The sequence below is a fragment of the Nakamurella multipartita DSM 44233 genome (assembly GCF_000024365.1).
Classification (GTDB): domain Bacteria; phylum Actinomycetota; class Actinomycetes; order Mycobacteriales; family Nakamurellaceae; genus Nakamurella; species Nakamurella multipartita.
On record NC_013235.1, the window covers coordinates 1,430,726 to 1,451,004 of the forward strand.

General features: G+C 70.5%; 18 protein-coding genes. 12 read left to right on the forward strand and 6 right to left on the reverse strand.

Annotated features, from left to right (window positions below):
- Positions 1-6: 6 nt before the first annotated feature.
- The 3 genes from NAMU_RS06510 to NAMU_RS06520 are packed head-to-tail and all read left to right on the forward strand — an operon-like array spanning position 7 to position 3,228.
- Complete coding sequence (locus NAMU_RS06510; protein WP_015746614.1) at positions 7-363, forward strand: WhiB family transcriptional regulator; 357 nt, start codon at positions 7-9, stop codon at positions 361-363.
- The gene (locus NAMU_RS06515; RefSeq protein ID WP_015746615.1) at positions 363-1,793 is read left to right on the forward strand and encodes an L-serine ammonia-lyase; all 1,431 of its coding nucleotides are present in this window, start codon (positions 363-365) and stop codon (positions 1,791-1,793) included. Before NAMU_RS06510 ends, NAMU_RS06515 begins: the two co-directional genes overlap by 1 nt.
- 49 nt (positions 1,794-1,842) lie before the next feature.
- Positions 1,843-3,228 carry a serine/threonine-protein kinase gene (locus NAMU_RS06520; protein ID WP_015746616.1) on the forward strand — a complete coding sequence of 462 codons (1,386 nt, stop codon included), beginning with the start codon at positions 1,843-1,845 and terminating at the stop codon, positions 3,226-3,228.
- Here NAMU_RS06520 and NAMU_RS06525 read toward each other — a convergent pair.
- On the reverse strand, positions 3,207-5,264 hold the full coding sequence (locus NAMU_RS06525) for a vWA domain-containing protein (RefSeq protein WP_169312471.1): 2,058 nt from the start codon (positions 5,262-5,264) through the stop codon (positions 3,207-3,209). The genes NAMU_RS06520 and NAMU_RS06525 overlap by 22 nt on opposite strands.
- 71 nt (positions 5,265-5,335) lie before the next feature.
- On the opposite strand from NAMU_RS06525, the gene NAMU_RS06530 reads away from it, so the two are divergent.
- Positions 5,336-5,827 (forward strand): helix-turn-helix domain-containing protein, encoded by a 492-nt coding sequence (locus NAMU_RS06530; RefSeq protein ID WP_015746618.1) that lies wholly within the window; start codon positions 5,336-5,338, stop codon positions 5,825-5,827.
- A 62-nt stretch (positions 5,828-5,889) separates the two neighbouring features.
- On the opposite strand, the gene NAMU_RS06535 is transcribed toward NAMU_RS06530, so the two are convergent.
- The 4 genes from NAMU_RS06535 to sdhC are packed head-to-tail and all read right to left on the reverse strand — an operon-like array spanning position 5,890 to position 9,313.
- Positions 5,890-6,687 carry a succinate dehydrogenase iron-sulfur subunit gene (locus NAMU_RS06535; RefSeq protein ID WP_015746619.1) on the reverse strand — a complete coding sequence of 266 codons (798 nt, stop codon included), beginning with the start codon at positions 6,685-6,687 and terminating at the stop codon, positions 5,890-5,892.
- The gene (sdhA, locus tag NAMU_RS06540; protein WP_015746620.1) at positions 6,687-8,438 is read right to left on the reverse strand and encodes a succinate dehydrogenase flavoprotein subunit; all 1,752 of its coding nucleotides are present in this window, start codon (positions 8,436-8,438) and stop codon (positions 6,687-6,689) included. Before sdhA ends, NAMU_RS06535 begins: the two co-directional genes overlap by 1 nt.
- Positions 8,439-8,453: 15 nt before the next feature.
- Positions 8,454-8,885 carry a succinate dehydrogenase hydrophobic membrane anchor subunit gene (locus NAMU_RS06545; protein WP_015746621.1) on the reverse strand — a complete coding sequence of 144 codons (432 nt, stop codon included), beginning with the start codon at positions 8,883-8,885 and terminating at the stop codon, positions 8,454-8,456.
- A complete protein-coding gene (gene sdhC, locus NAMU_RS06550; RefSeq protein ID WP_015746622.1) occupies positions 8,882-9,313 on the reverse strand; it encodes a succinate dehydrogenase, cytochrome b556 subunit in 432 nt (143 codons plus the stop codon). The genes NAMU_RS06545 and sdhC overlap by 4 nt, the downstream gene beginning before the upstream one ends.
- 496 nt (positions 9,314-9,809) lie before the next feature.
- On the opposite strand from sdhC, the gene NAMU_RS06555 reads away from it, so the two are divergent.
- The 7 genes from NAMU_RS06555 (at position 9,810) to NAMU_RS06585 (ending at position 17,369) form a co-directional block, all read left to right on the forward strand.
- Complete coding sequence (locus tag NAMU_RS06555; protein ID WP_015746623.1) at positions 9,810-10,961, forward strand: BMP family lipoprotein; 1,152 nt, start codon at positions 9,810-9,812, stop codon at positions 10,959-10,961.
- Between the two features lie 112 nt (positions 10,962-11,073).
- Positions 11,074-12,678 (forward strand): ABC transporter ATP-binding protein, encoded by a 1,605-nt coding sequence (locus tag NAMU_RS06560; RefSeq protein WP_015746624.1) that lies wholly within the window; start codon positions 11,074-11,076, stop codon positions 12,676-12,678.
- Positions 12,675-13,802: an ABC transporter permease gene (locus NAMU_RS06565; RefSeq protein WP_015746625.1), complete on the forward strand. Its 1,128-nt coding sequence runs from the start codon at positions 12,675-12,677 to the stop codon at positions 13,800-13,802. Before NAMU_RS06560 ends, NAMU_RS06565 begins: the two co-directional genes overlap by 4 nt.
- Positions 13,799-15,055, forward strand: a complete 1,257-nt coding sequence (locus NAMU_RS06570; protein ID WP_015746626.1) for an ABC transporter permease — start codon at positions 13,799-13,801, stop codon at positions 15,053-15,055. The genes NAMU_RS06565 and NAMU_RS06570 overlap by 4 nt, the downstream gene beginning before the upstream one ends.
- A 1-nt stretch (position 15,056) precedes the next feature.
- A complete protein-coding gene (locus NAMU_RS06575; protein WP_015746627.1) occupies positions 15,057-15,494 on the forward strand; it encodes a cytidine deaminase in 438 nt (145 codons plus the stop codon).
- Between the two features lie 85 nt (positions 15,495-15,579).
- Positions 15,580-16,083: a hypothetical protein gene (locus NAMU_RS06580; protein ID WP_015746628.1), complete on the forward strand. Its 504-nt coding sequence runs from the start codon at positions 15,580-15,582 to the stop codon at positions 16,081-16,083.
- Positions 16,080-17,369: a thymidine phosphorylase gene (locus NAMU_RS06585; protein ID WP_015746629.1), complete on the forward strand. Its 1,290-nt coding sequence runs from the start codon at positions 16,080-16,082 to the stop codon at positions 17,367-17,369. The genes NAMU_RS06580 and NAMU_RS06585 overlap by 4 nt, the downstream gene beginning before the upstream one ends.
- A gap of 191 nt (positions 17,370-17,560) precedes the next feature.
- Here the strand turns inward: NAMU_RS06585 and NAMU_RS06590 are convergent, their stop codons facing one another.
- On the reverse strand, positions 17,561-18,832 hold the full coding sequence (locus NAMU_RS06590; protein WP_015746281.1) for an IS110 family RNA-guided transposase: 1,272 nt from the start codon (positions 18,830-18,832) through the stop codon (positions 17,561-17,563).
- A gap of 352 nt (positions 18,833-19,184) precedes the next feature.
- Between NAMU_RS06590 and NAMU_RS06595 the strand changes: the two genes are divergently transcribed.
- Complete coding sequence (locus NAMU_RS06595) at positions 19,185-20,276, forward strand: adenosine deaminase (protein ID WP_015746630.1); 1,092 nt, start codon at positions 19,185-19,187, stop codon at positions 20,274-20,276.
- Positions 20,277-20,279: the final 3 nt, after the last annotated feature.

Genomic DNA, 20,279 nt, shown 5'->3' on the forward strand with positions numbered 1-20,279 from the left:
TGTGTGATGGCTGATATCGAGCGTTTGCCGGAGCCGATTGTGGATCATTGGGATTGGCAGGGGGCGGCCGCCTGCCGGGGGATGGATTCGGAGGTGTTTTTCCATCCGAGTGCGGAACGGGCGCGGGGTCGGCGGGCGCGAATCCAGGCGGCCAAGGCGGTGTGCGGGACGTGTCCGGTGATCGCGCAGTGTCTGGCCCACGCGTTGGCCGTGCGGGAGCCCTACGGCGTCTGGGGCGGCCGCTCCGAAGACGAACGCGCCGAGTTACTCGGCCTGCGATCACTGCGTTACCCGGCCCGGATCCGTACCGCGCCGGAACCCGTTCTGGCCACCACCGGGCCCGGCCCGCGACGAGAGCACTGATGGCGATCAGCGTGTTCGACCTGTTTAAGGTCGGCATCGGTCCGTCCAGCTCGCACACCGTCGGGCCGATGCGGGCGGCCCTGCTGTTCACCGAGGAGCTGACCGAGCGGGGGATCACCCCGGCCCGGGTCCGGGTCGAGCTGTTCGGCTCGTTGGGGGCGACCGGTCACGGGCACGGCACCGTCACCGCGGTCATGCTCGGGCTGCAGGGACACGCCCCGGACACCGTCGACCCCCGGGCCGCCGGCCCGTCGGTGCAGCAGGTGGCCAGTACGCACCGGCTGACGCTGCCGGGCGGCCCGACGATCGACTTCGACCCGGACCGGGACATCGTGCTGCACCGCCGGCGGCGGCTGGATTTTCACACCAATGGCATGCAGTTCCACGCCTACGGCGAGACCGGTCCCGGAATCGCCCCCGAGGCCGACCCCGAGACCGCTGAGCCGGTGCTGAGCCGGACGTACTTCTCGGTGGGTGGTGGGTTCATCCTCGGCGAGGACGAGACCGGTGAGCAGGCCGTGGTGCCGGACAGCACCCCGGTGCCCTACCCGTTCCGCACGGCCGCCGAGTTGCTCGCGCACACCCGGGCCACCGGCCGGTCGATCAGCTGGATCATGCTGCAGAACGAGCTGGTGCAGCGGACCGAGCAGCAGGTCCGGGACGGCCTGCTGCACATCTGGTCGGTGATGCGCGAGTGCGTGGACCAGGGTTGCCGGGCGACCGGGGTGCTGCCCGGCGGGCTCAAGGTCCGCCGCCGTGCGCACACCCTGCACCAGCAGCTGCTGGCCGCCGACGGGACCGGCGATCCGTTGCACGCGATGGAATGGATCACCCTGTACGCGTTGGCGGTGAACGAGGAGAACGCCGCCGGGGGACGGGTGGTCACCGCGCCCACCAACGGGGCGGCCGGCATCGTGCCGGCGGTGTTGCACTACTACCGGCGATTCGTCCCCGGCGCCGACGACGACGGCGTGGTCCGGTTCCTGTTGGCCGCCGCGGCCATCGGCATCCTGTTCAAGGAGGGGGCGTCCATCTCCGGTGCCGAGGTCGGCTGCCAGGGCGAGGTCGGCTCGGCCTGTGCGATGGCCGCCGGTGGTCTGGCCGAGGTGCTGGGCGGCACTGCCGAGCATGTCGAGAACGCGGCCGAGATCGGCATCGAACACAACCTGGGCCTGACCTGCGATCCGGTCGGCGGCCTGGTCCAGATCCCGTGCATCGAACGCAACGCGGTCGCTTCGGTCAAGGCGATCACCGCGGCCCGGATGGCCATCCTGGGCGACGGGCAGCATCACGTCTCCCTGGACAAGGCGATCCGGACGATGCGCGAGACCGGCGCCGACATGAGCGTGAAGTACAAGGAAACCGCCCGCGGCGGGCTGGCCCTGCACGTGATCCCGGTGAACATCCCGGTCAACATCGTCGAATGCTGACCGCGGGCGGCGGATACTGCCCCCAGGCTCAGTCACGGGGGTGATCGGTATGACGGCGGACGTGGTCGCCGGCCGCTTCATGCTGTGCGACCCCATCGGTGCCGGTGGGTCGGGCACCGTCTGGCGCGCCTTCGATCGCAGCCGCGGTGCGTTCTGCGCCGCCAAGCTCCTGCGCCAGCGCGACGCCGGGGATTTGCTGCGCTTCGTGCGGGAGCAGTCCGTCCGGCTCGATCACCCCAACATCGTCAGCCCGTACAGCTGGGTCGCCGAGGACAGCACGGTGCTGATCGCCAGTGAGTTGATGACCGGCGGCTCGCTGCACACCCTGCTGGGCGACTACGGCCCGCTCGCCGAGGGCACCGTGGTCACCGTGCTGGGTCAGGTGCTCGCCGCGCTGGCGGCGGTGCACGACGCGGAACTGATCCACCGCGACGTCAAGCCGGCCAACGTGCTGGTGCGGACCACCGGGACCGGACCGATCCACGTGGTGCTCACCGACTTCGGCTTGACCATCAGCCGCGCGGACGCCCGGCTCACCCAGGTCGGCACGGTCATCGGCACTCCCGGGTACCTGCCGCCGGAGGTCCTGCTCGGCGGGGTGCCGCCGGATCCGCGGCACGACCTGTACGCGGCCGGCCGGCTCGCGGTCACCCTGCTCGGCGGCGACGAACGCACCGGCCCGACGGGCGGGGTGATCGAGTCGATCCAGGATCCGGTCCTGCGGCAGGCCGTGGACGCCTTGGTGCGCCCGGACCCGCTCGAGCGCCCGACGGCCGCGCGAGCGGCCCTGGCCCTGCTGGCCGGGGCGGCGGCCGACCCGGAACCGCGCACCCGCGAGGGCGACCCGGTCGACGTGCTGGACCAGCTGCCGGCGTTGCCGGCCGGCTGGACCACCGACGGCCCGCCGCTGCCGCGGTCGCCGTCGGCACACTCGTCACAGTCACCGCCGCCGCCGCCGTCGTCGTCGGTCCGGCCGGGCCGGGCGACGGTGATCGACGTGCTGCCCACCGCTCCGCGGACCGCGCGGTCGCCAGGTCCGGGGACGCCCGGAGCAGCGACGGCGCCGGTCCCGGACGCTTCGGTCCACCCGGACGGGCCGGCCCGGCCAGCGCCGCCAGCGACATCGGCGCGCCGGCCCCGCCGCACCGGTCCGGTGCTGGCCGGGGTGCTGGTGCTGGTGGCCGGCGTGCTGGTGGGCCTGCGCCTGGTCGGCGGCTCCGGCGCCGACGACCCGGGCACCCCGCCGGCGACGGTGCAGTCGTCCGTGCCGTCATCCCTGTCGACCTCCGTGGTCGGCTCGGGCGTCCCGCCGACCACGGACGTGCAGGCCGGCGACCCGTGCACCTGGCAGCAGGAGGGTGACCGGCGAACCGGCACCGACGGGGTGCTGGTCTGCACCCTCGCCGACGGGGTCTACGGCTGGCGTCCGGCCTGATCGGCCCGACGGCGCGAGAGCAGGACCACCACCAGCGCGGCCACGCTCGCGACCAGGGCTCCACCCAAGGCCCAGACCCAGCCCGGCAGCGAGGATTCCCCCGGTCCGGTCGACCCGGCCCTGGCGTCCGTCGAGGATCCGGCCGTCGCCGCTGACGTCGCCGCTGACGTCGACACAGTGGCCGATGCTGACGTGGACGGGGATGAGGACGTGCTCGGCGCCGTGCTGCCCGTCGTCACGACCGCGCCGGCCGGCCCGTACACGGGCCCCGGTTCGACGTCGCCGCTGACCACGACCGTGATCAGGAACGTGGTCGAGGACGGCTGGTCCTCGTTCCGGTTGGCGTTGACCCGCAGGTAGTAATCGCCATCGAGGGAGAACTCCCGTGATTCACCGCCGGTGCGGTTCGTATAGCGGGCCAGGTACTCGGTCGATGAGCTGAACGGCTTGTCGTTGACGGTCCGGGCGAACCACCCCTCGCCGCTGATGTCGGCCAGGCGGGTGACCTCGGCCCGGACCGGGTTGAACACGTCGACCCAGACGGTGACGCCGTTCGCGTCGATCGGCGGCTGGGCCGGGCCCACCTCGGTGATCAGGTAGGACAGACGCTGCCCCCACTGCAGGGGGACCCGGTAGTAGCGGCTCTCCCCGGTCGTCAGGGTGTCGGTGTACGTGGTTCCCGAGGTCAGCCGGGGCGCGTCGTTGAAGCTGTTGCCGCCGGTCAGGCCGGTCGGGGTGCCGTGCGTCGGGGCCGGCAGGACCTCGCCCTTGGACGCCGGGGGGAGCACCCCCGAGGCGTCGGCCGGTGGTTCCATCCGGACGACGATCTCCACCGACACCGGCTGGTCGGCCCACGCCTGTCCGATCCGGGCCACCTTGAGGATCGCGACCCCCTCGGTCGGGCAGGTGCGGGCCTCGGGGGTGCCGAAGGTCGGCCCGTCCAGCACCGCCGTGGGGGCCTCGCTGCGGTTGCCGTCCAGGACGACCGAGCCCCGCTCGTGCGCGCATGAGGTGAGATCGGACCGCAGCAGGTCCACATCGAGGCCGAAGATCTCGCTATCGCCCACGTTCGCGTCCGGCGGCACGATGGTGGCCGAGATGTAGGGGCGCATGCCGGCCTGCACCGGGATCGTGTAGTACTTCGTCGTGCCCGCGGCGGCCATGTCGGTCGTCCCGCCGACCGCGTAGCTGTCGACGTACTGCCCCGGGGTGAGCAGGGGCGCCTGCTCGGAGGCCTGGTCGGCTCCGGTGACCGGCGTCCCGGCGGTCGTGTAGCCGCTGATCGCCACCTCGACCTTGGCCTGCAAGGCATCGGTCAGGCCGGTGGCGTTGCCGGCGTCGCTGTAGGTGCCACCGGTCGCCTGGGCGACGCAGCTGAGCTGGTCGCGGGCGGTGGCGTCGACCTTGAACCCGACGGTGTGCACGGTCAGGTCGACCCCCTGCTCGTGCAGCTCACGGGCGACGTCGCAGGGGGCGGGCGGCGCGCAGGTGTCCTCTCCGTCGGAGACCAGCACGATGCTGCGGGGTCCCTCGTTCGGCAGGGCCTGCGCGGCGGCCCGCAGAGCGTTGCCGATGGGCGTGTAGCCGGACGCGGTGATGCCGGCGACCTGGCTGGTCAGGGTGGCCGCGTTCAGCGTGCCCACCGGGGCCAGGGTCTTGATGTCCTGGCAGCCGGCGGCCCGCTCGGCGTCAGTGCTGCCGGTGCTCGTGCCGTAGACCATCAGGCCGACCTGCGTCGGTGCGGGCAGCGTGCCCAGCAGGTCGGTGACCGCGGCCTTGGCCGCGTCGATGCGCAGGCCGGGGGCATCGTCCTGATTCATCGATCCGGACGCGTCGAGCACGATCATCACCGGCACGGGCGGCGGAGCCACGGCCACGGCGGGCGATGGTGTCGAGACAGCGGCCGCAGGGGAGGCCGCGGCGGGCCAGGCGGTCAGGGGCAGCAGGACCAGGGCGGCCGCGGCGACCAGGGCGCCGGCGCGGGCCGGGCCGAACCGGCGACGGGCGGGAGCGCATCGTGACACAGGGTCCTCCATCCGATATCTTTGCAGTAGCAAAGCCCACATTTGCATATGCAAACAGCCCGCGCAAGTCCGGAAGGGGCGCCGTGACGAGTTCAGATCGCATTCACCCGCCCGAGGGGCCGACCGTCACCCGGCAGGTGGACCTGTACGGGCTGAGCTGGTCGGAGCGGCTGCACCGGCTGATGACCGCCTACGGCCTCACGCAGGGACGCCTGGCCGCGGTGATCGGCCTGAGCGCGCCGATGGTCAGCCAGCTGATCAGCGGGCAGCGGGTGAAGATCAGCAATCCGGCCGTGTACGGCCGCGTGGTGCGGCTGGAGGAGCTGGCCGGTTCGCCGGCGGTGCGGGCCGGCGATCCGGCCGAGATCGCCCGTGTGCTGGCCGATGTCGCGGCGGTCACGCCGACCCTGACGACCGGCGGGATGCCGGCCGGGCGGGCGCAGGCGATCGGCCACCTGGCCGTGATCGCGACGCCGTCGGTGCTGCGGGCGGCGGCCGCCGCCGTCCCGGGCACCGAGCTGGCCGCCCTGCTGGACGAGGCGGCCGGGCCCGGGCAGGCCGGCACACCGGGCTGAGAACGCCGGCGGCGCCGCCGTCCCGGGGTGGGACGACGGCGCCGGCATGCTTTGATGCGGTCTCAGACGCGGCGGAACATCAAGGCGCGCTTGACTTCCTGGATCGCCTTGGTCACCTGGATGCCGCGCGGGCAGGCCTCGGTGCAGTTGAAGGTGGTGCGGCAGCGCCACACGCCCTCGGCGTCGGAGAGGATCTCCAGGCGCTCCTGGGCGCCCTGATCGCGCGAGTCGAAGATGAACCGGTGGGCGTTGACGATCGCCGCCGGGCCGACGTAGGCGTCCTCGGACCAGTAGACCGGGCACGAGGTAGTGCAACAGGCGCACAGGATGCACTTGGTGGTGTCGTCGAATCGATCGCGATCCTTGGAGGACTGCACGTACTCCCGGGTCGGCGGGTTGTCGTAGGTGATCAGGAACGGCTTCACCGCGCGGTACGCGTCGAAGAACGGCTCCATGTCCACGATCAGATCCTTGAGCAAGGGCAGGCCCTTGATCGGCTCGATCGTCACCTCGTTGCGCTTGTCCCCGATGAGGTCCTTGACCAACACCTTGCAGCCCAACCGGTTTCGCCCGTTGATCCGCATCGCGTCGGACCCGCAGACGCCGTGCGCGCACGAGCGGCGGAAGGTCAGGGTGCCGTCGATGTACCACTTGATGTAGTGCAGGACGTTGAGCAACCGGTCACCCGGCTGGGCCGGCACCCGGTAGGACTCCATGTGCGGGCCGTCGTCGAGCTCGGGGTTGTACCGCTGGATCTTGACCGTGAGCATCACCGCACCCTCGGGGATGGGGGGCAGTTCGGCGCGGTCGGACCCCTGGACGGACGCGGCCGCTGTTCCGGTCTCAGCTGCGATCGTCATCAGTACTTGCGCTCCATCGGCTGGTAGCGGGTCTGGACCACCGGCTTGTAGTCCAGGCGGATGTCCGCGGTGAGTTCGTTGCCCTGCTTGTAGGCCATGGTGTGCCGCATCCAGTTGGCGTCGTCCCGGTTCGGGTAGTCCTCCCGGGCGTGCCCGCCGCGCGACTCGGTGCGCACCAGGGCCCCGACGACCAGGATCTCGGCCAGCTCGAGCAGGAAGCCCAGCTCGATGGCCTCCAGCAGGTCGGTGTTGTACCGCTGGCCCTTGTCCTGGATCGAGACGCGCGAGTAGCGCTCCTTGAGCACCCGCACGTCGTTGAGGGCCTCCTTGAGGGTGGCCTCGGTGCGGTAGACCGCCGCGTTCAGGTCCATGGTGGCCTGCAGGGTGGTCCGGATCTCGGCGACCTTCTCCTTGCCGGTGGACTCCCGCAGCTTGGTCACCATCTCGATGACCAGCGCCTCGGGGTTGTCCGGCACCTGGACGAAGTCGCTGGCCAGGGCGTGCTCGGCGGCCGCGATCCCGGCCCGCCGGCCGAACACGTTGATGTCCAGCAGCGAGTTGGTGCCCAGCCGGTTCGAGCCGTGCACCGACACGCACGCGCACTCGCCGGCGGCGTACAGGCCGGGCACCACGTCGGTGTTGTTGCGCAGCACCTGGCCGGCGATGTTGGTCGGGATGCCGCCCATCACGTAGTGGCAGGTGGGGAAGACCGGGACCGGCTCGTCGAGCGGCTCCACCCCCAGGTAGGTGCGCGAGAACTCGGCAATGTCAGGCAGTTTCGTCTCCAGCACCTCCTTGCCCAGGTGGGTGACGTCGAGCAGCACGTAGTCCTTGTTCGGGCCGGCGCCGCGGCCCTCGCGGACCTCCATCACCATCGAGCGGGCGACGATGTCGCGCGGCGCGAGGTCCTTGATGGTCGGCGCGTAGCGCTCCATGAACCGCTCGCCCTGCGCGTTGCGCAGGATCCCGCCCTCGCCGCGGACCGCCTCGGAGATCAGGATGCCCAGGCCGGCCAGGCCGGTCGGGTGGAACTGGAAGAACTCCATGTCCTCCAGCGGCAGACCCTTGCGGAACACGATGCCCAGACCGTCACCGGTCAGGGTGTGCGCGTTGGAGGTGGTCTTGAAGATCTTGCCGGCGCCGCCGGTGGCCATCACCACGGACTTGGCCTGGAAGACGTGGATCTCGCCGGTGGCCAGCTCGTAGGCCACGGCGCCGGTGCAGGTCTCGCCCTCGTCGGTCTTGGACAGCAGCAGATCCAGCACGTAGAACTCGTTGTAGAACTCGATGCCGAGCTTGACGCAGTTCTGGTAGAGCGTCTGCAGGATCATGTGGCCGGTGCGGTCGGCGGCGTAACAGGCCCGGCGGACGGCGGCCTCGCCGTGGTTGCGGGTGTGCCCGCCGAACCGGCGCTGATCGATGCGGCCCTCGGGGGTGCGGTTGAACGGCAGCCCCATCTTCTCCAGGTCCAGGACGGCGTCGATGGCCTCCTTGCACATCACCTCGGCGGCGTCCTGGTCGACCAGGTAGTCGCCACCCTTGACGGTGTCGAAGGTGTGCCACTCCCAGTTGTCGTCCTCGACGTTGGCCAGGGCGGCGCACATGCCGCCCTGCGCCGCGCCGGTGTGCGACCGGGTGGGGTAGAGCTTGGTGAGAACGGCGGTGCGGGCCCGCTGGCCCGACTCGATCGCGGCGCGCATGCCGGCGCCGCCGGCGCCGACGATCACCACGTCGTACCTATGGAACTGCATGACCAGGTGCTCCCGTCAGCTCATCGTGGGATCGAAAGTGAAGATCACCAGCGTGCCCACCGCCAGCGTCAGCACGACCGAGATCAGCAGCAGCAGCTGCAGCCAGAACCGGGTGCCGTCCTTGCGGGCGTAGTCGTTGATCACCGTGCGCAGGCCGTTGGCCCCGTGCAGCTCGGCCAACCACAGCATCAGCAGGTCCCAGATCTGCCAGAACGGGCTGGCCCAGCGGCCGGCCACGAAGCCCCAGTTGATCCGGTGCACCCCGCCGTCGAGCACGTTCATGATCAGCAGGTGGCCCAGAACCAGGACCACCAGCACGATCCCGGACAACCGCATGAACATCCACGAGTACATCTCGAAGCTGCTGCGGCGCCCGGTGACCCGCTTGCGCGGGGCCCGCGGGGCCACGATGCCGCGGGTGGCCGGCGGATCGAACGCGGCGGTCATGCTCCACCTCCGAACATGGCCGAGACGGTGTGCTTCATCATGAAGTAGACGCCGGGGACCATGACGACGAACCAGATCGCCAGGATGATCCACAGCATCGTCCGCTGGTAGCGGGCGCCCTTGGCCCAGAAATCGACCAGCATGACCCGGATGCCGTTGAGCGCGTGGTAGAGCACCGCGCCGACCAGGCCGACCTCCATGAGGTTGACCAGCGGGTTCTTGTAGGTCTCGATGACCTGGTTGTAGGCCTCGGGGGAGACCCGGACCAGGGCGGTGTCCAGGACATGGGCGAACAGGAAGAAGAAGGTCAGGACGCCGGTGATGCGATGGGCCACCCAGGACCACATGCCCGCATCACCGCGGTACACCGACCCTCGCCTGGGTGGCGGCAGGGTCTGCCCGCCTTCCACGACGGTGGGGTTGGACATGTCGCTACTCGACCTCCGGCTCCGACAGCTGGACGTGCAGATACGTGGTGGGACGTGCGCGGCTCGGGTCGGCGAGGTGATCGCCCGGCCGGCCACAGCGATCCGAGCCCAAGGCTAACCCCGTGTTTACATGCCGTGCTGCCGGCACACGTGTGACGTGATCGACATCGACGTGGGCTAGGGCACAAGCGGCGGGGCCGACGGGCCGGCGGCGCGGCCGCCGGGCCGTTCCGGCTGATCACCGTGAGTGACGACGCGCGTGGGCGGTTGAACCAGATGCCGAGAGAGTTTCGTAGCGACGGCCTTCCGGCCGGGCTTTTTTCGGCGTATGCCGGCATTTCGGACAGCTACAGGAACAATTCTGTCACGGAGCGATGTCAGCTCTCGCTCTGCCGGTGGAGCCGCAGTAGCCTCCGACGATGCCCATTCCGCCGAACAGCCGGTGCCATCGGGCCTGGCGACGGCGGACGCAAGCAGGAGGAAAGGGAGACCCAACGTGCGTCGAGCTGTAGGACTCAAGCTCATCGCCGGACTCGCCGCGGCCGGCCTCGTGCTGTCCGCGTGTTCGTCCGGCAGTAGTTCTTCGGGCACCACCAGTGCAGCTGCCACCACCGCGGCCTCGTCGGCCCAGTCGGCGGCCTCGTCCGCTGCCACCGGGGCCAGCGGGTCGGCCGGAGCGGCGGCCGAACCCTCGTTGACCGGCGATCCGAGCAGCGTCAAGGTGGGCCTGGCCTACGACATCGGTGGCCGGGGTGACCAGTCCTTCAACGATCTGGCCGCGGCCAGCCTGGACAAGGCCAAGGCCGCCGGGGTCACGGTGGTCGGCGAGCTGACCGCCGGGGCCGGCGAGCCGGACTCGGCCAAGACCGACCGGCTCAACCAGCTGGTCGACAGCGGGGCGACCGACATCATCGCGGTGGGCTTCGCCTACGCGACCCCGCTGGGCGAGGTGGCCAAGGCCAACCCCGACGTGCACTTCGCCATCGTGGACGATTCCAGCCTGGCCGACGTGCCCAACGTGGCCTCGCTGACCTTCGCCGAGGAGCAGGGCTCCTACCTGGTCGGTGTGGCCGCGGCCAAGAAGAGCACCACCGGCAAGGTGGGCTTCGTCGGCGGCGTCAACACCCCGCTGATCCAGAAGTTCCAGGCCGGCTTCGAGGCCGGGGTCAAGGCCACCAACCCGAGCGCGACGGTGACGTCCAAGTACATCAGTGAGCCGCCGGACTTCAGCGGCTTCAACGCTCCCGACAAGGGCGAGACGATCGCCACCGGCATGTACAACGACGGCATCGACGTGATCTACGCGGCCGCGGGCGGGTCCGGGGCCGGGGTGTTCAAGGCGGCCAAGGCCACCGGGAACTACGCCATCGGCGTGGACTCCGATCAGTACAACATCCCCTCGCTGGCCGACGTCAAGGACGTCATCATCACCTCGATGCTCAAGAAGGTGGACGTCGCGACCTGGGACTTCATCGCCAGCGCGGTCAACGGCGAGGTGATCTCCGGCCAGCACGTGTACAGCCTGAAGAACGACGGGGTGGGCTACTCCACCTCCGGTGGATTCATCACCGAGTACGTCCCGGACATCGAGAAGGCCAAGGCGGCCATCCTCGACGGCTCGATCACCGTGCCGTCGACGGTCGGCTGAGTCCGGCACCTGACGATGCGGCCCCGGCGGGAGTCATCCCGTCGGGGCCGCGTGCTTTCTGCTAAGACTGCCTGACCGTAGGCAGCCCATCCTTCGCGCGGAAGCAGGTGCGATGAGTCCCGACGCGACACCCACCGGAGCGCCCCCCACCCGATCACCCGGCTCGCCCGCCGGGCCCGCGGCGGTCGAGCTGACCGGTATCACCAAGCGGTTCCCCGGCGTGGTGGCCAACTCCGACATCACCTTCAGCGTCCGCCGGGGCACCGTGCACGCGCTGGTCGGGGAGAACGGCGCCGGCAAGTCGACGCTGATGAAAACCCTGTACGGCATGCACCAGCCGGACGAGGGCACCATCACCGTCGACGGCCGGCAGGTGACGTTTCATTCACCGGCCGACGCGATCGCGGTCGGCATCGGCATGGTGCACCAGCACTTCATGCTGGCCGACAACCTGACCGTCTGGGAGAACATCGTCCTGGGCTCCGAACCGGTGTCCGGGGGCCGTCTGGACGTGACCGGCGCGCGGACCAAGATCGACGAGCTGGCCCGCACCTACGGGTTGGCGGTGAACTCCGGGGCGCTGGTCGAGGACCTGGGCGTGGGCGCCCGGCAGCGGGTGGAGATCCTCAAGGTCCTCTACCGGGGCGCCCGGATCCTGATCCTGGACGAACCGACCGCGGTGCTGGTGCCGCAGGAGGTCGACGAGCTGTTCGGCAACCTGCGCGAGCTCAAGGCCGAGGGGCTGACCATCATCTTCATCTCGCACAAGCTCGACGAGGTGCGGGCCATCGCCGACGAGATCACGGTCATCCGGCGCGGCACCACGGTCGGCACGGCCGATCCCAAGGCGGTGACCAACCGGCAGCTGGCCGAGATGATGGTGGGCTCGGCGCTGCCCGTGCCGGAACTGCGCGAGTCGACGGTGACCGACCGGGTCGTGCTCGAGCTGTCCGGGGTCCGGGTCGGCGGCGGCGCGGGGGAGCGCGACGTGCTCTCCGACATCGACCTGACCATCCACGCCGGCGAGGTGCTGGGCATCGCCGGGGTCGAGGGCAACGGTCAGGCCGAGCTGGTCGACGCGATCATGGGGATCCGGCCGATCGCCGGCGGCACCATCGAGCTGGCCGGCCGGGACGTCGGGCACCTGTCCACCGCGGCCCGGCGCGAGGCCGGGGTCGGGTTCATCCCCGAGGACCGGCACCGGCAGGGCCTGATCCTGGAGGGCTCGCTCTGGGAGAACCGGATCCTGGGCCACCAGACCCGCCGGCCCGCCGCCCGCGGTTGGCTGATCGACCGAGCCGCGGCCAAGGCCGACACCCGGCGCATCGTCGAGGCTTTCGACGTCCGCACCCCGGGCATCGAGGTGACCGCGACCTCGCTGTCGGGCGGCAACCAGCAGAAGCTGATCGTGGGCCGGGAGATGAGCGAGGACCCGGTGCTGCTCATCGCCTCGCACCCGACCCGCGGCGTGGACGTCGGCGCCCAGGCCGCGATCTGGGAGCACCTGCGCAACGCACGGGCCAACGGCCTGGCCGTGCTGCTGATCTCGGCCGACCTGGAGGAGTTGATCGGCATGTCCGACCGGTTGACGGTCATCCTGCGGGGCCGGCTCACCGGCACCTACGACCCCCGCTCGGTGACCCCGGAACAGCTCGGGGCCGCGATGACCGGCGCCGGTGAGGACGCCGCCGCGCCGGCCCCGGAGGTGGGCCAATGATCGGCACCCGATGGCGCCGGTTCCTGCTCGGCGCGGCCGCCCCGGTCGGGGCACTGGCCTTCTCGGTGGTGATCACCTCGCTGCTGCTGGTGACCACCGGGCACAGCCCGGCCGAGGCGTTCGGGGCGATGGCCGGCGCGTTCGAACGGTCCCGGATCATCCTGGGCACGGTCAACCAGAGCGCCATCTACTACCTGTCGGCGGTCGCGGTGGCCATCGGCTTCAAGATGAACCTGTTCAACATCGGCGTCGACGGCCAGTACCGGCTGGCCGCGATGCTGTCCGCCGCGGTGGCCGGCGCGGCCTGGATGAGCTCGCTTCCCGGCTTCCTGCGGGTCGCCATCACCCTGCTGGTGGCGATGGCCGTGGGCGCGGCCTGGGCCGGCGTCGCCGCCCTGCTCAAGGTCACCCGTGGGGTCAGCGAGGTGATCAGCACGATCATGCTGAACGCGATCGCCACCTTCATCATCGCCTACCTGCTCACCCCGCAGCGGCTGGCCGTGCTGGACGGCAACAACATCAGCACCCCCAAGATCACCGAGGGCGGGCAGCTCCCGGTGATCGAGTTCACCGGGTCCACCACGCCGCTGTACTCGCTGGTCCTGCTGGCCCTGCTGGTCGGCGTGTTGTATGCGCTGATGCTCTCGCGCACCGTCTTCGGCTTCAGCCTCAAGGCCACCGGGTTGTCCGAGTCGGCGGCCATCGCCTCCGGCATCTCGGTCAAGCGGATGGTGGTCTCGGCGATGCTGCTCTCCGGGGCGGTCGCCGGGCTGATCGGCATGCCCGAGCTGCTCAACGGCACGGCCGCGTCGTACTCGCTGAACTTCCCGACCGGCATCGGCTTCACCGGCATCGCGATCGCCCTGCTGGGCCGCAACCATCCGGTCGGCATGATCTTCTCCGCGCTGCTGTGGGCGGCTCTGGACAGCTCGGCCAACGCCCTGCAGGGCGTCGGCGTCCCCCGGGAGCTGGTGACGATCATGCAGGGCGTCATCGTGCTCTCGGTCGTGGTGGCCTACGAGTTCGTCCGCCGCTACCGGCTCACGCTGGAGGCCAAGGACGTGGCCCGGGCCCTGGCCGCCAAGACCGCCCCCGCCGTGGCGACGAAGGGAGCGTCGTCGTGAGCGTCGACTCGGATCTGGCCGTCCCGCTGCCCACCTCGCCGCGCCGCGCGCGGAACCTGACCCCGGTGATGTGGTTGGGCATCGTCGCGATCGGCATCGCGGTGGTCTCCCTCGTCCGCATCTGGACCGGCGCGAACAACCTGGACTCCTCGGGCGCCATCCAGGCGGCGATCACCGCGGCCACGCCGATCGCGCTGGCCGGCCTGTCCGGGCTGTGGTCCGAACGCGCGGGCGTGGTCAACATCGGCATCGAAGGCATGATGATCCTGGGCACTTTCGGGGCCGGTTACGCCGGCTACCAGTGGGGCGCCTGGGCCGGGGTGGCCTTCGGTGTGTTCTGCGGGTTGCTCGGCGGCATGCTGCACGCCCTGGTCACCGTCACCGTCGGGGTGGACCACATCATCTCCGGCGTCGCCATCAACATCCTGGCCCCCGGTCTGGCCCTGTACCTGTCGCGGTTGCTGTTCACCGACGCCCCCGGCGGCGGCCAGCGGCAGTCGCCCCCGGTGCCCGACGTCGGCCGGATCACCCTGCCCTGGCTGTCCGACTGGCTCGGCGAGATCGAGGACAAGGGTTGGTTCTTCGTCTCCGACCTGGCCGGCATCCTGCGCGGCATGTGCACCAACCTGTCCCTGCTGACCGTGCTGGCGGTGGTGCTGATCATCGCCACCGGCTTCGTGCTCTGGCGGACCCGGTTGGGCCTGCGCCTGCGCTCCTGCGGCGAGGCCCCGTACGCCGCGGAATCGTTGGGCGTCAACGTCTATTGGTACAAGTACGTCGCGGTGATGATGTCCGGTGCGCTGGCCGGCCTGGCCGGTTCGTTCCTGGTGGTCGGCCTGAAGTTCCAGGACGGGCAGACCGGCGGCCGCGGCTACATCGGCCTGGCGGCCATGATCTTCGGCAACTGGCGGCCGGGCGGGATGGCGTTGGGCGCCTCGTTGTTCGGCTACACCGACGGCGTGCAGCAGTACGACGCCAGCGGTTCGGCGATGCGTGCGTTCCTGGTCCTGGTGGCCATCGCCCTGCTGGTCGTGGCGGTGCTGCAGTACCGGGGCGGGCACCGGATCGTCGCCGGCGTGGCCGTGGTGATCGCGGCGCTGTGTCTATGGTGGTTCGCCGCCACCGACGAGCTGCCGCAGCAGCTGGTGAAGGCCGCGCCGTACGCGATCACCCTGCTGGTGATGGCGTTGGCGTCGCAGAACCTGCGGATGCCCAAGGCCGACGGCCTCATCTATCGCAAGGGTGGTCATTGACGTGTCCGAGAGCTCGGTCGACTGGCCGCTGTTGCGCCAGGCCGCCGTCGAAGCCGCCCAGTCGGCCTACTGCCCGTACTCGGGCCTGCAGGTCGGGGCCGCGGCCCTGGTCGACGACGGCCGGATCATCACCGGCTGCAACGTGGAGAACGCCTCCTACGGCCTGGGGCTGTGCGCCGAGTGCACCCTGGTCGGCCAGCTGCGGCTCTCCGGTGGTGGTCGGCTGGTCGCCCTGGCCTGCCGCTCGGGCGAGGGTGAGCTGCTGATGCCGTGCGGCCGCTGCCGGCAGGTGATCTACGAGTTCGGCGGGCCCGAGCTGGAGGTCGACGGCCCGTCCGGGCCGCGGCCGATGACGGCCGTGCTCCCGGACGCCTTCGGCCCCGAGCACCTGCCGGCCGCCCGCACGGCCCCGGAACCCGCGTCCGCCCGCTGGAGTTGACCGTGCCGGTCACTGATCCCGACAGCGAGGTCGGGCCGGTGCCGCATCCGGACAAGAACAGGCCGGGCCGTCCGAAGGGAGTTCCGTGGCCGACGATGTCCCCGACCCGGTGGCCGATCTCATCCGATCGTTCGTCCAGAACCTCGAGGATCCGGCGGGCGGCCTGGGCGACTGGGCATCCACCGCGTTCGTGCTGGAGTTCCCCGACGGGCGGTTCAACTCGGCGCACGGTTACCTGTACGCGGCGGACGGCCGGATCTCCCCGGTCGCGGCCGACCCGTGGGCGGTCGGGACCGCGGTCGATGCGTACCTCGACTGCCATTACCAGCCCGCGGACGCTCGACCGCGGGCGATCCTGGTGCAGTTCGACCGGACGTCGGGCCGCTACCAGTTCAGTTCGAGGACACCGATGAGCACCGATGGAACGCGACTCCGCGCACCTTCCGGCAGCTCCGGGAGGAGCTGCGACCGAGGCTGCCGTGAGCCGCAGTCCCGCCCGAGGCCCGGAAAGGGGCGCCCCATGACCGACGTGCATCCGGCGACGGAGGGCCAGACGGGCGACCCGGTCGCCGAGGAAGGACGAGCATGAGCACCTTCGCCGCGGTGGACATCATCCGGGCCAAGCGGGACGGTCAGGAGCTGCGCACCGAGCAGATCCAGTGGGTGATCGACGCCTACACCCGGCACGAGGTGGCCGAGGAGCAGATGTCGGCGCTGCTGATGGCCATCCTGCTCAACGGGATGTCCGGTGCCGAGATCGCCGCCTGGACCACCGCCATGATCGAGTCCGGCCGGCGGATGGACCTGTCCGCCGTGCCCCGGCCGACCGTGGACAAGCACTCCACCGGCGGGGTGGGGGACAAGATCTCCTTGCCGCTGGTCCCGCTGGTCGCCGCGTGCGGGGCGGCCGTGCCGCAGCTGTCCGGCCGCGGGTTGGGCCACACCGGCGGCACCCTGGACAAGATGGAGTCGATCGCCGGGTGGCGGGCCACCCTGTCCCCGCAGGAGATGACCGACCAGCTCAGCACCCTCGGCGCCGTCATCTGCGCCGCGTCGGAGGACCTGGCCCCGGCCGACCGCAAGCTCTACGCGCTGCGGGACGTCACCGGGACCGTCGAATCGATCCCGATGATCGCCGCGTCGATCATGAGCAAGAAGATTGCCGAGGGCACCTCGGCCCTGGTGCTGGACGTCAAGGTCGGCACCGGCGCGTTCATGAAGCGGGCCGACCACGCCGCCGAGCTCGCCCGCACCATGGTCGAACTCGGGACCCGGGAAGGGGTCCGGACCAGCGCGCTGCTCACCGACATGTCCACCCCGCTGGGGGTGGCGGTGGGCAACGCGATCGAGGTCGCCGAATCGGTCGAGGTGCTGGCCGGTGGCGGGCCGGCCGATGTGGTCGAGCTGACGGTCGCACTGGCCCGGCAGATGGTTGAGCTGGCCGGGCTGTCGGTCGACCCGGCCGACGTGCTGGCCTCCGGGCAGGCCATGGACTGCTGGCGGGCGATGGTCAGCGCCCAGGGCGGCGACCCGGACGCGCCGCTGCCCACGCCCCGGTTCCGCGAGGTGGTGGTCGCCGACGAGGCGGGGGTGGTCGCCGAGCTGGACGCGCTGCCCGTCGGCCTGGCCGCCTGGCGGCTGGGTGCCGGCCGGGCCCGCAAGGAGCATGCCGTGCAGGCCGCCGCCGGGGTGCTGTGCCTGGCCAAGCCGGGGCAGACCGTGCGGATCGGCCAGCCGCTGTTCGAGCTGCACACCAACACCCCGGACAAGTTCCCGGCCGCCCTGGCCGACCTGGACGGTGCGATCCGGATCGCCCCCGCGGGCACCACCGTGCACCGGCCCGCGCTCGTCCAGGACGTGATCACCGCCGGCTGACCCGCCCGGCCCGCCCCCCGCCCCCCGACGCCCGCCCCCTGACGCCCGCCCCCTGACGCCCGCCCCCTGACGTGGTGTTGATCAGTCGAAAATAGGTGACGGGCGGCTCGGACGGGGGCGTGTTTGAGTTGCCGGCCTGCTGGTGTGGGCTGGTTGGTGACGGGCGTGGGGGTTGGCGGGGCGGGGTTAGTTCATGCGGCGTCGTTGTGGGTGACGGTGTAGCCGTTGGTTTCGAGGATGGTGCGGGCGCGGCGGATCCGGTTCTTGTCCAGGTCGCGGCGGCGGTATTCGTTCAGGTAGGTGGGTCCGAGGTCGTGGTAGTCGGTGTCTTTGCGGATCAGGTGGTGACAGGTCTCCAGGATGATCCTGGAGATCGCGACCAGGGCTTTGGTTGGTTTCATCCGGGTACACAGATCGGCGTACTTCGCGGCCAGGTACGTGCTGTGGGTGCGGGCGGCGGCCTTGGCGCACTGGAACAGCACTGCGCGTAGTGACCGGTTGCCCTTGCGGGTCCGGGTCGAGAGGTGTCGTCCGGCTGATTCGTTGTTCCCGGGGCTGAGCCCGGCCCACGAGGCCAGCCGGTCGGTCCCGGTGAACCGGCTCATGTCGATCCCGATCTCGGAGACGATGATCATCGCGGCGCGGCGGCTGACTCCCGGGATCGTCTCGAGGTGGTCAACCGCTCGGGCGAAAGGGGCGATCTCCTGGTCGATCTGTTGGTCCAGGTCCGTGAGGAGCGTGTCGAGGTCGTTGATCTGTCGCATCATCGTGGCGGCCAGTCGCGCGTGGTGGTCGGTGAAGTGTCCGGTCAGGGCCTCGGTCAGTTCCGGGAGCTTGCTGCGCATCCGGACCAGCGCCAGGTCCGCGACCTGGCGGGGATCACTCATCGCCCCGGCCGGGTCGTTGATCATCGCGTGCAGCATCGCGGTGGCCGATTTGCCGGTGATGTCGCTGACCGTGCTGGACAGCTTGATCCCGGCGGATTCGAGCAGATCCTGCAGCCGTTGCACGGCGCGGGTCCGGTCGCGGACCACGTTGCTGCGGTACCGGGTCAACTCCCGCAGCTCCCGCACCGGGATGTCCGGCACGAACGAGGGTGTGACGAGCCCGAGCTGAGCCATCCGAGCGATCCATTCGGCGTCCTTGACGTCGGTCTTGTTGCCCGGTACCCGTTTGACGTCCCGCGGGTTGAGTAGCCAGCATCTGAACTGGTCTTCCAGCACCAGGAACAATGGTTTCCAGTACACCCCGGTCGATTCCATCGCGACCAGCTCGATGTCCAGTTCGGTCAGCCAGTCCCGTAGCCGCAGCAGCGATGGTGTCGTCGTGGCGAAGGTGCGGACCTTGAGTCGTTTGACCCGGCCGTTCTCGATCAGCCGGACCGCGACCTTGACATCGCGCTTGGAGATGTCCATCCCCGCGACCCGGCCGTAGGCGATCTCGTCGTCGTCGATCACCGGCATCAGCCTTACCTCCGTTTCCGGTATCCCTTGTGACGGGTGGTGCCGCCGTCGGGTGGGAGGTCTCCCGGCAAAGACGATCAGTCACGTGCTCGAAGCAACACCACGGGATCCCTGACCGACCTCCAGCGTCCAGTTCATGGCCAGGCTCGCCGGCACCAATCAACATCGACGTCAGACAACCCGAGGGCAGCACCAAGAACATTTTCGCCGCCACGGGACGGCCCGCAAGGGCCCCCAGTCGTTCATGGGAAGAGTGCCGTTTTCCGGGCCCGGAAAACGGCACTCTTCCCATGATCAACTGCGGGATGGGTGGGGGCGGGCGGGGAGTCGGTGCGCCGGGTACCGTGCGGAGATGCCGACCGCGCTGACCGCCGAGACCATCGCCACCGCACCGAAAGTCCTGCTGCACGATCATCTGGACGGGGGGCTGCGCCCGGCCACGCTCATCGACCTGGCCGAGCGGATCGGCTACCGGGAGCTGCCGGCCGACACCCCGGCCGCGTTGGCCCGCTGGTTCTCCGAGTCGGCCTATTCGGGATCGTTGGAGCGGTACCTGGAGACCTTCACCCACACCCTGGCCGTCATGCAGACCCGGGAGTCGCTGATCCGGGTGACCTCCGAATGCGTGCAGGACCTGGCCGCCGACGGGGTCGTCTACGCCGAGATCCGGTTCGCCCCCGAACTGCACACCGAGCAGGGGCTGCCCCTGGACGACGTGGTCCGGGCCGTGCTGGACGGGGTGGCCGCCGGCACCGCGGCGGCGCAGGCGGCCGGGCACCGGATCCGGGCGACGATCCTGCTGACCGCGATGCGGCACGCGGCCCGTTCCCGGGAGATCGCCGAGCTGTGCATCGCCTTCCGCGACCAGGGGGTCGCCGGCTTCGACATCGCCGGCGCCGAGGCCGGTTTCCCGCCCACCCGGCACCTGGACGCGTTCGAGTACCTGCGCCGGGAGAACGCGCACTTCACCATCCATGCCGGCGAGGGCTTCGGCCTGCCCTCGATCTGGGAGGCGCTGCAGTGGTGTGGCGCCGACCGGTTGGGGCACGGGGTGCGGATCGTCGACGACATCACCCTGCACCCCGGCGGGCGGGTGGAGCTGGGCCGGCTGGCCGCCTACGTCCGGGACAAGCGGATCCCGCTGGAGATGGCGCCGACCTCCAACGTGCAGACCGGTGCGGCCACCTCGATCGCCGAGCACCCGATCGGGCTGCTGGCCTCGCTGAAGTTCCGGGTCACCGTGAACACCGACAACCGGCTGATGTCCGGCTGCAGCATGACCAGCGAGATGACCGCGCTGAGCGAGGCCTTCGGCTACGGCTGGGACGACCTGCAGTGGTTCACGGTCAACGCGATGAAGTCGGCCTTCCTGCCGTTCGACGAGCGGCTGGCCCTGATCAACGAGGTGATCAAGCCCGGCTACGACCGGCTGCGGCGCGGCTGAGCA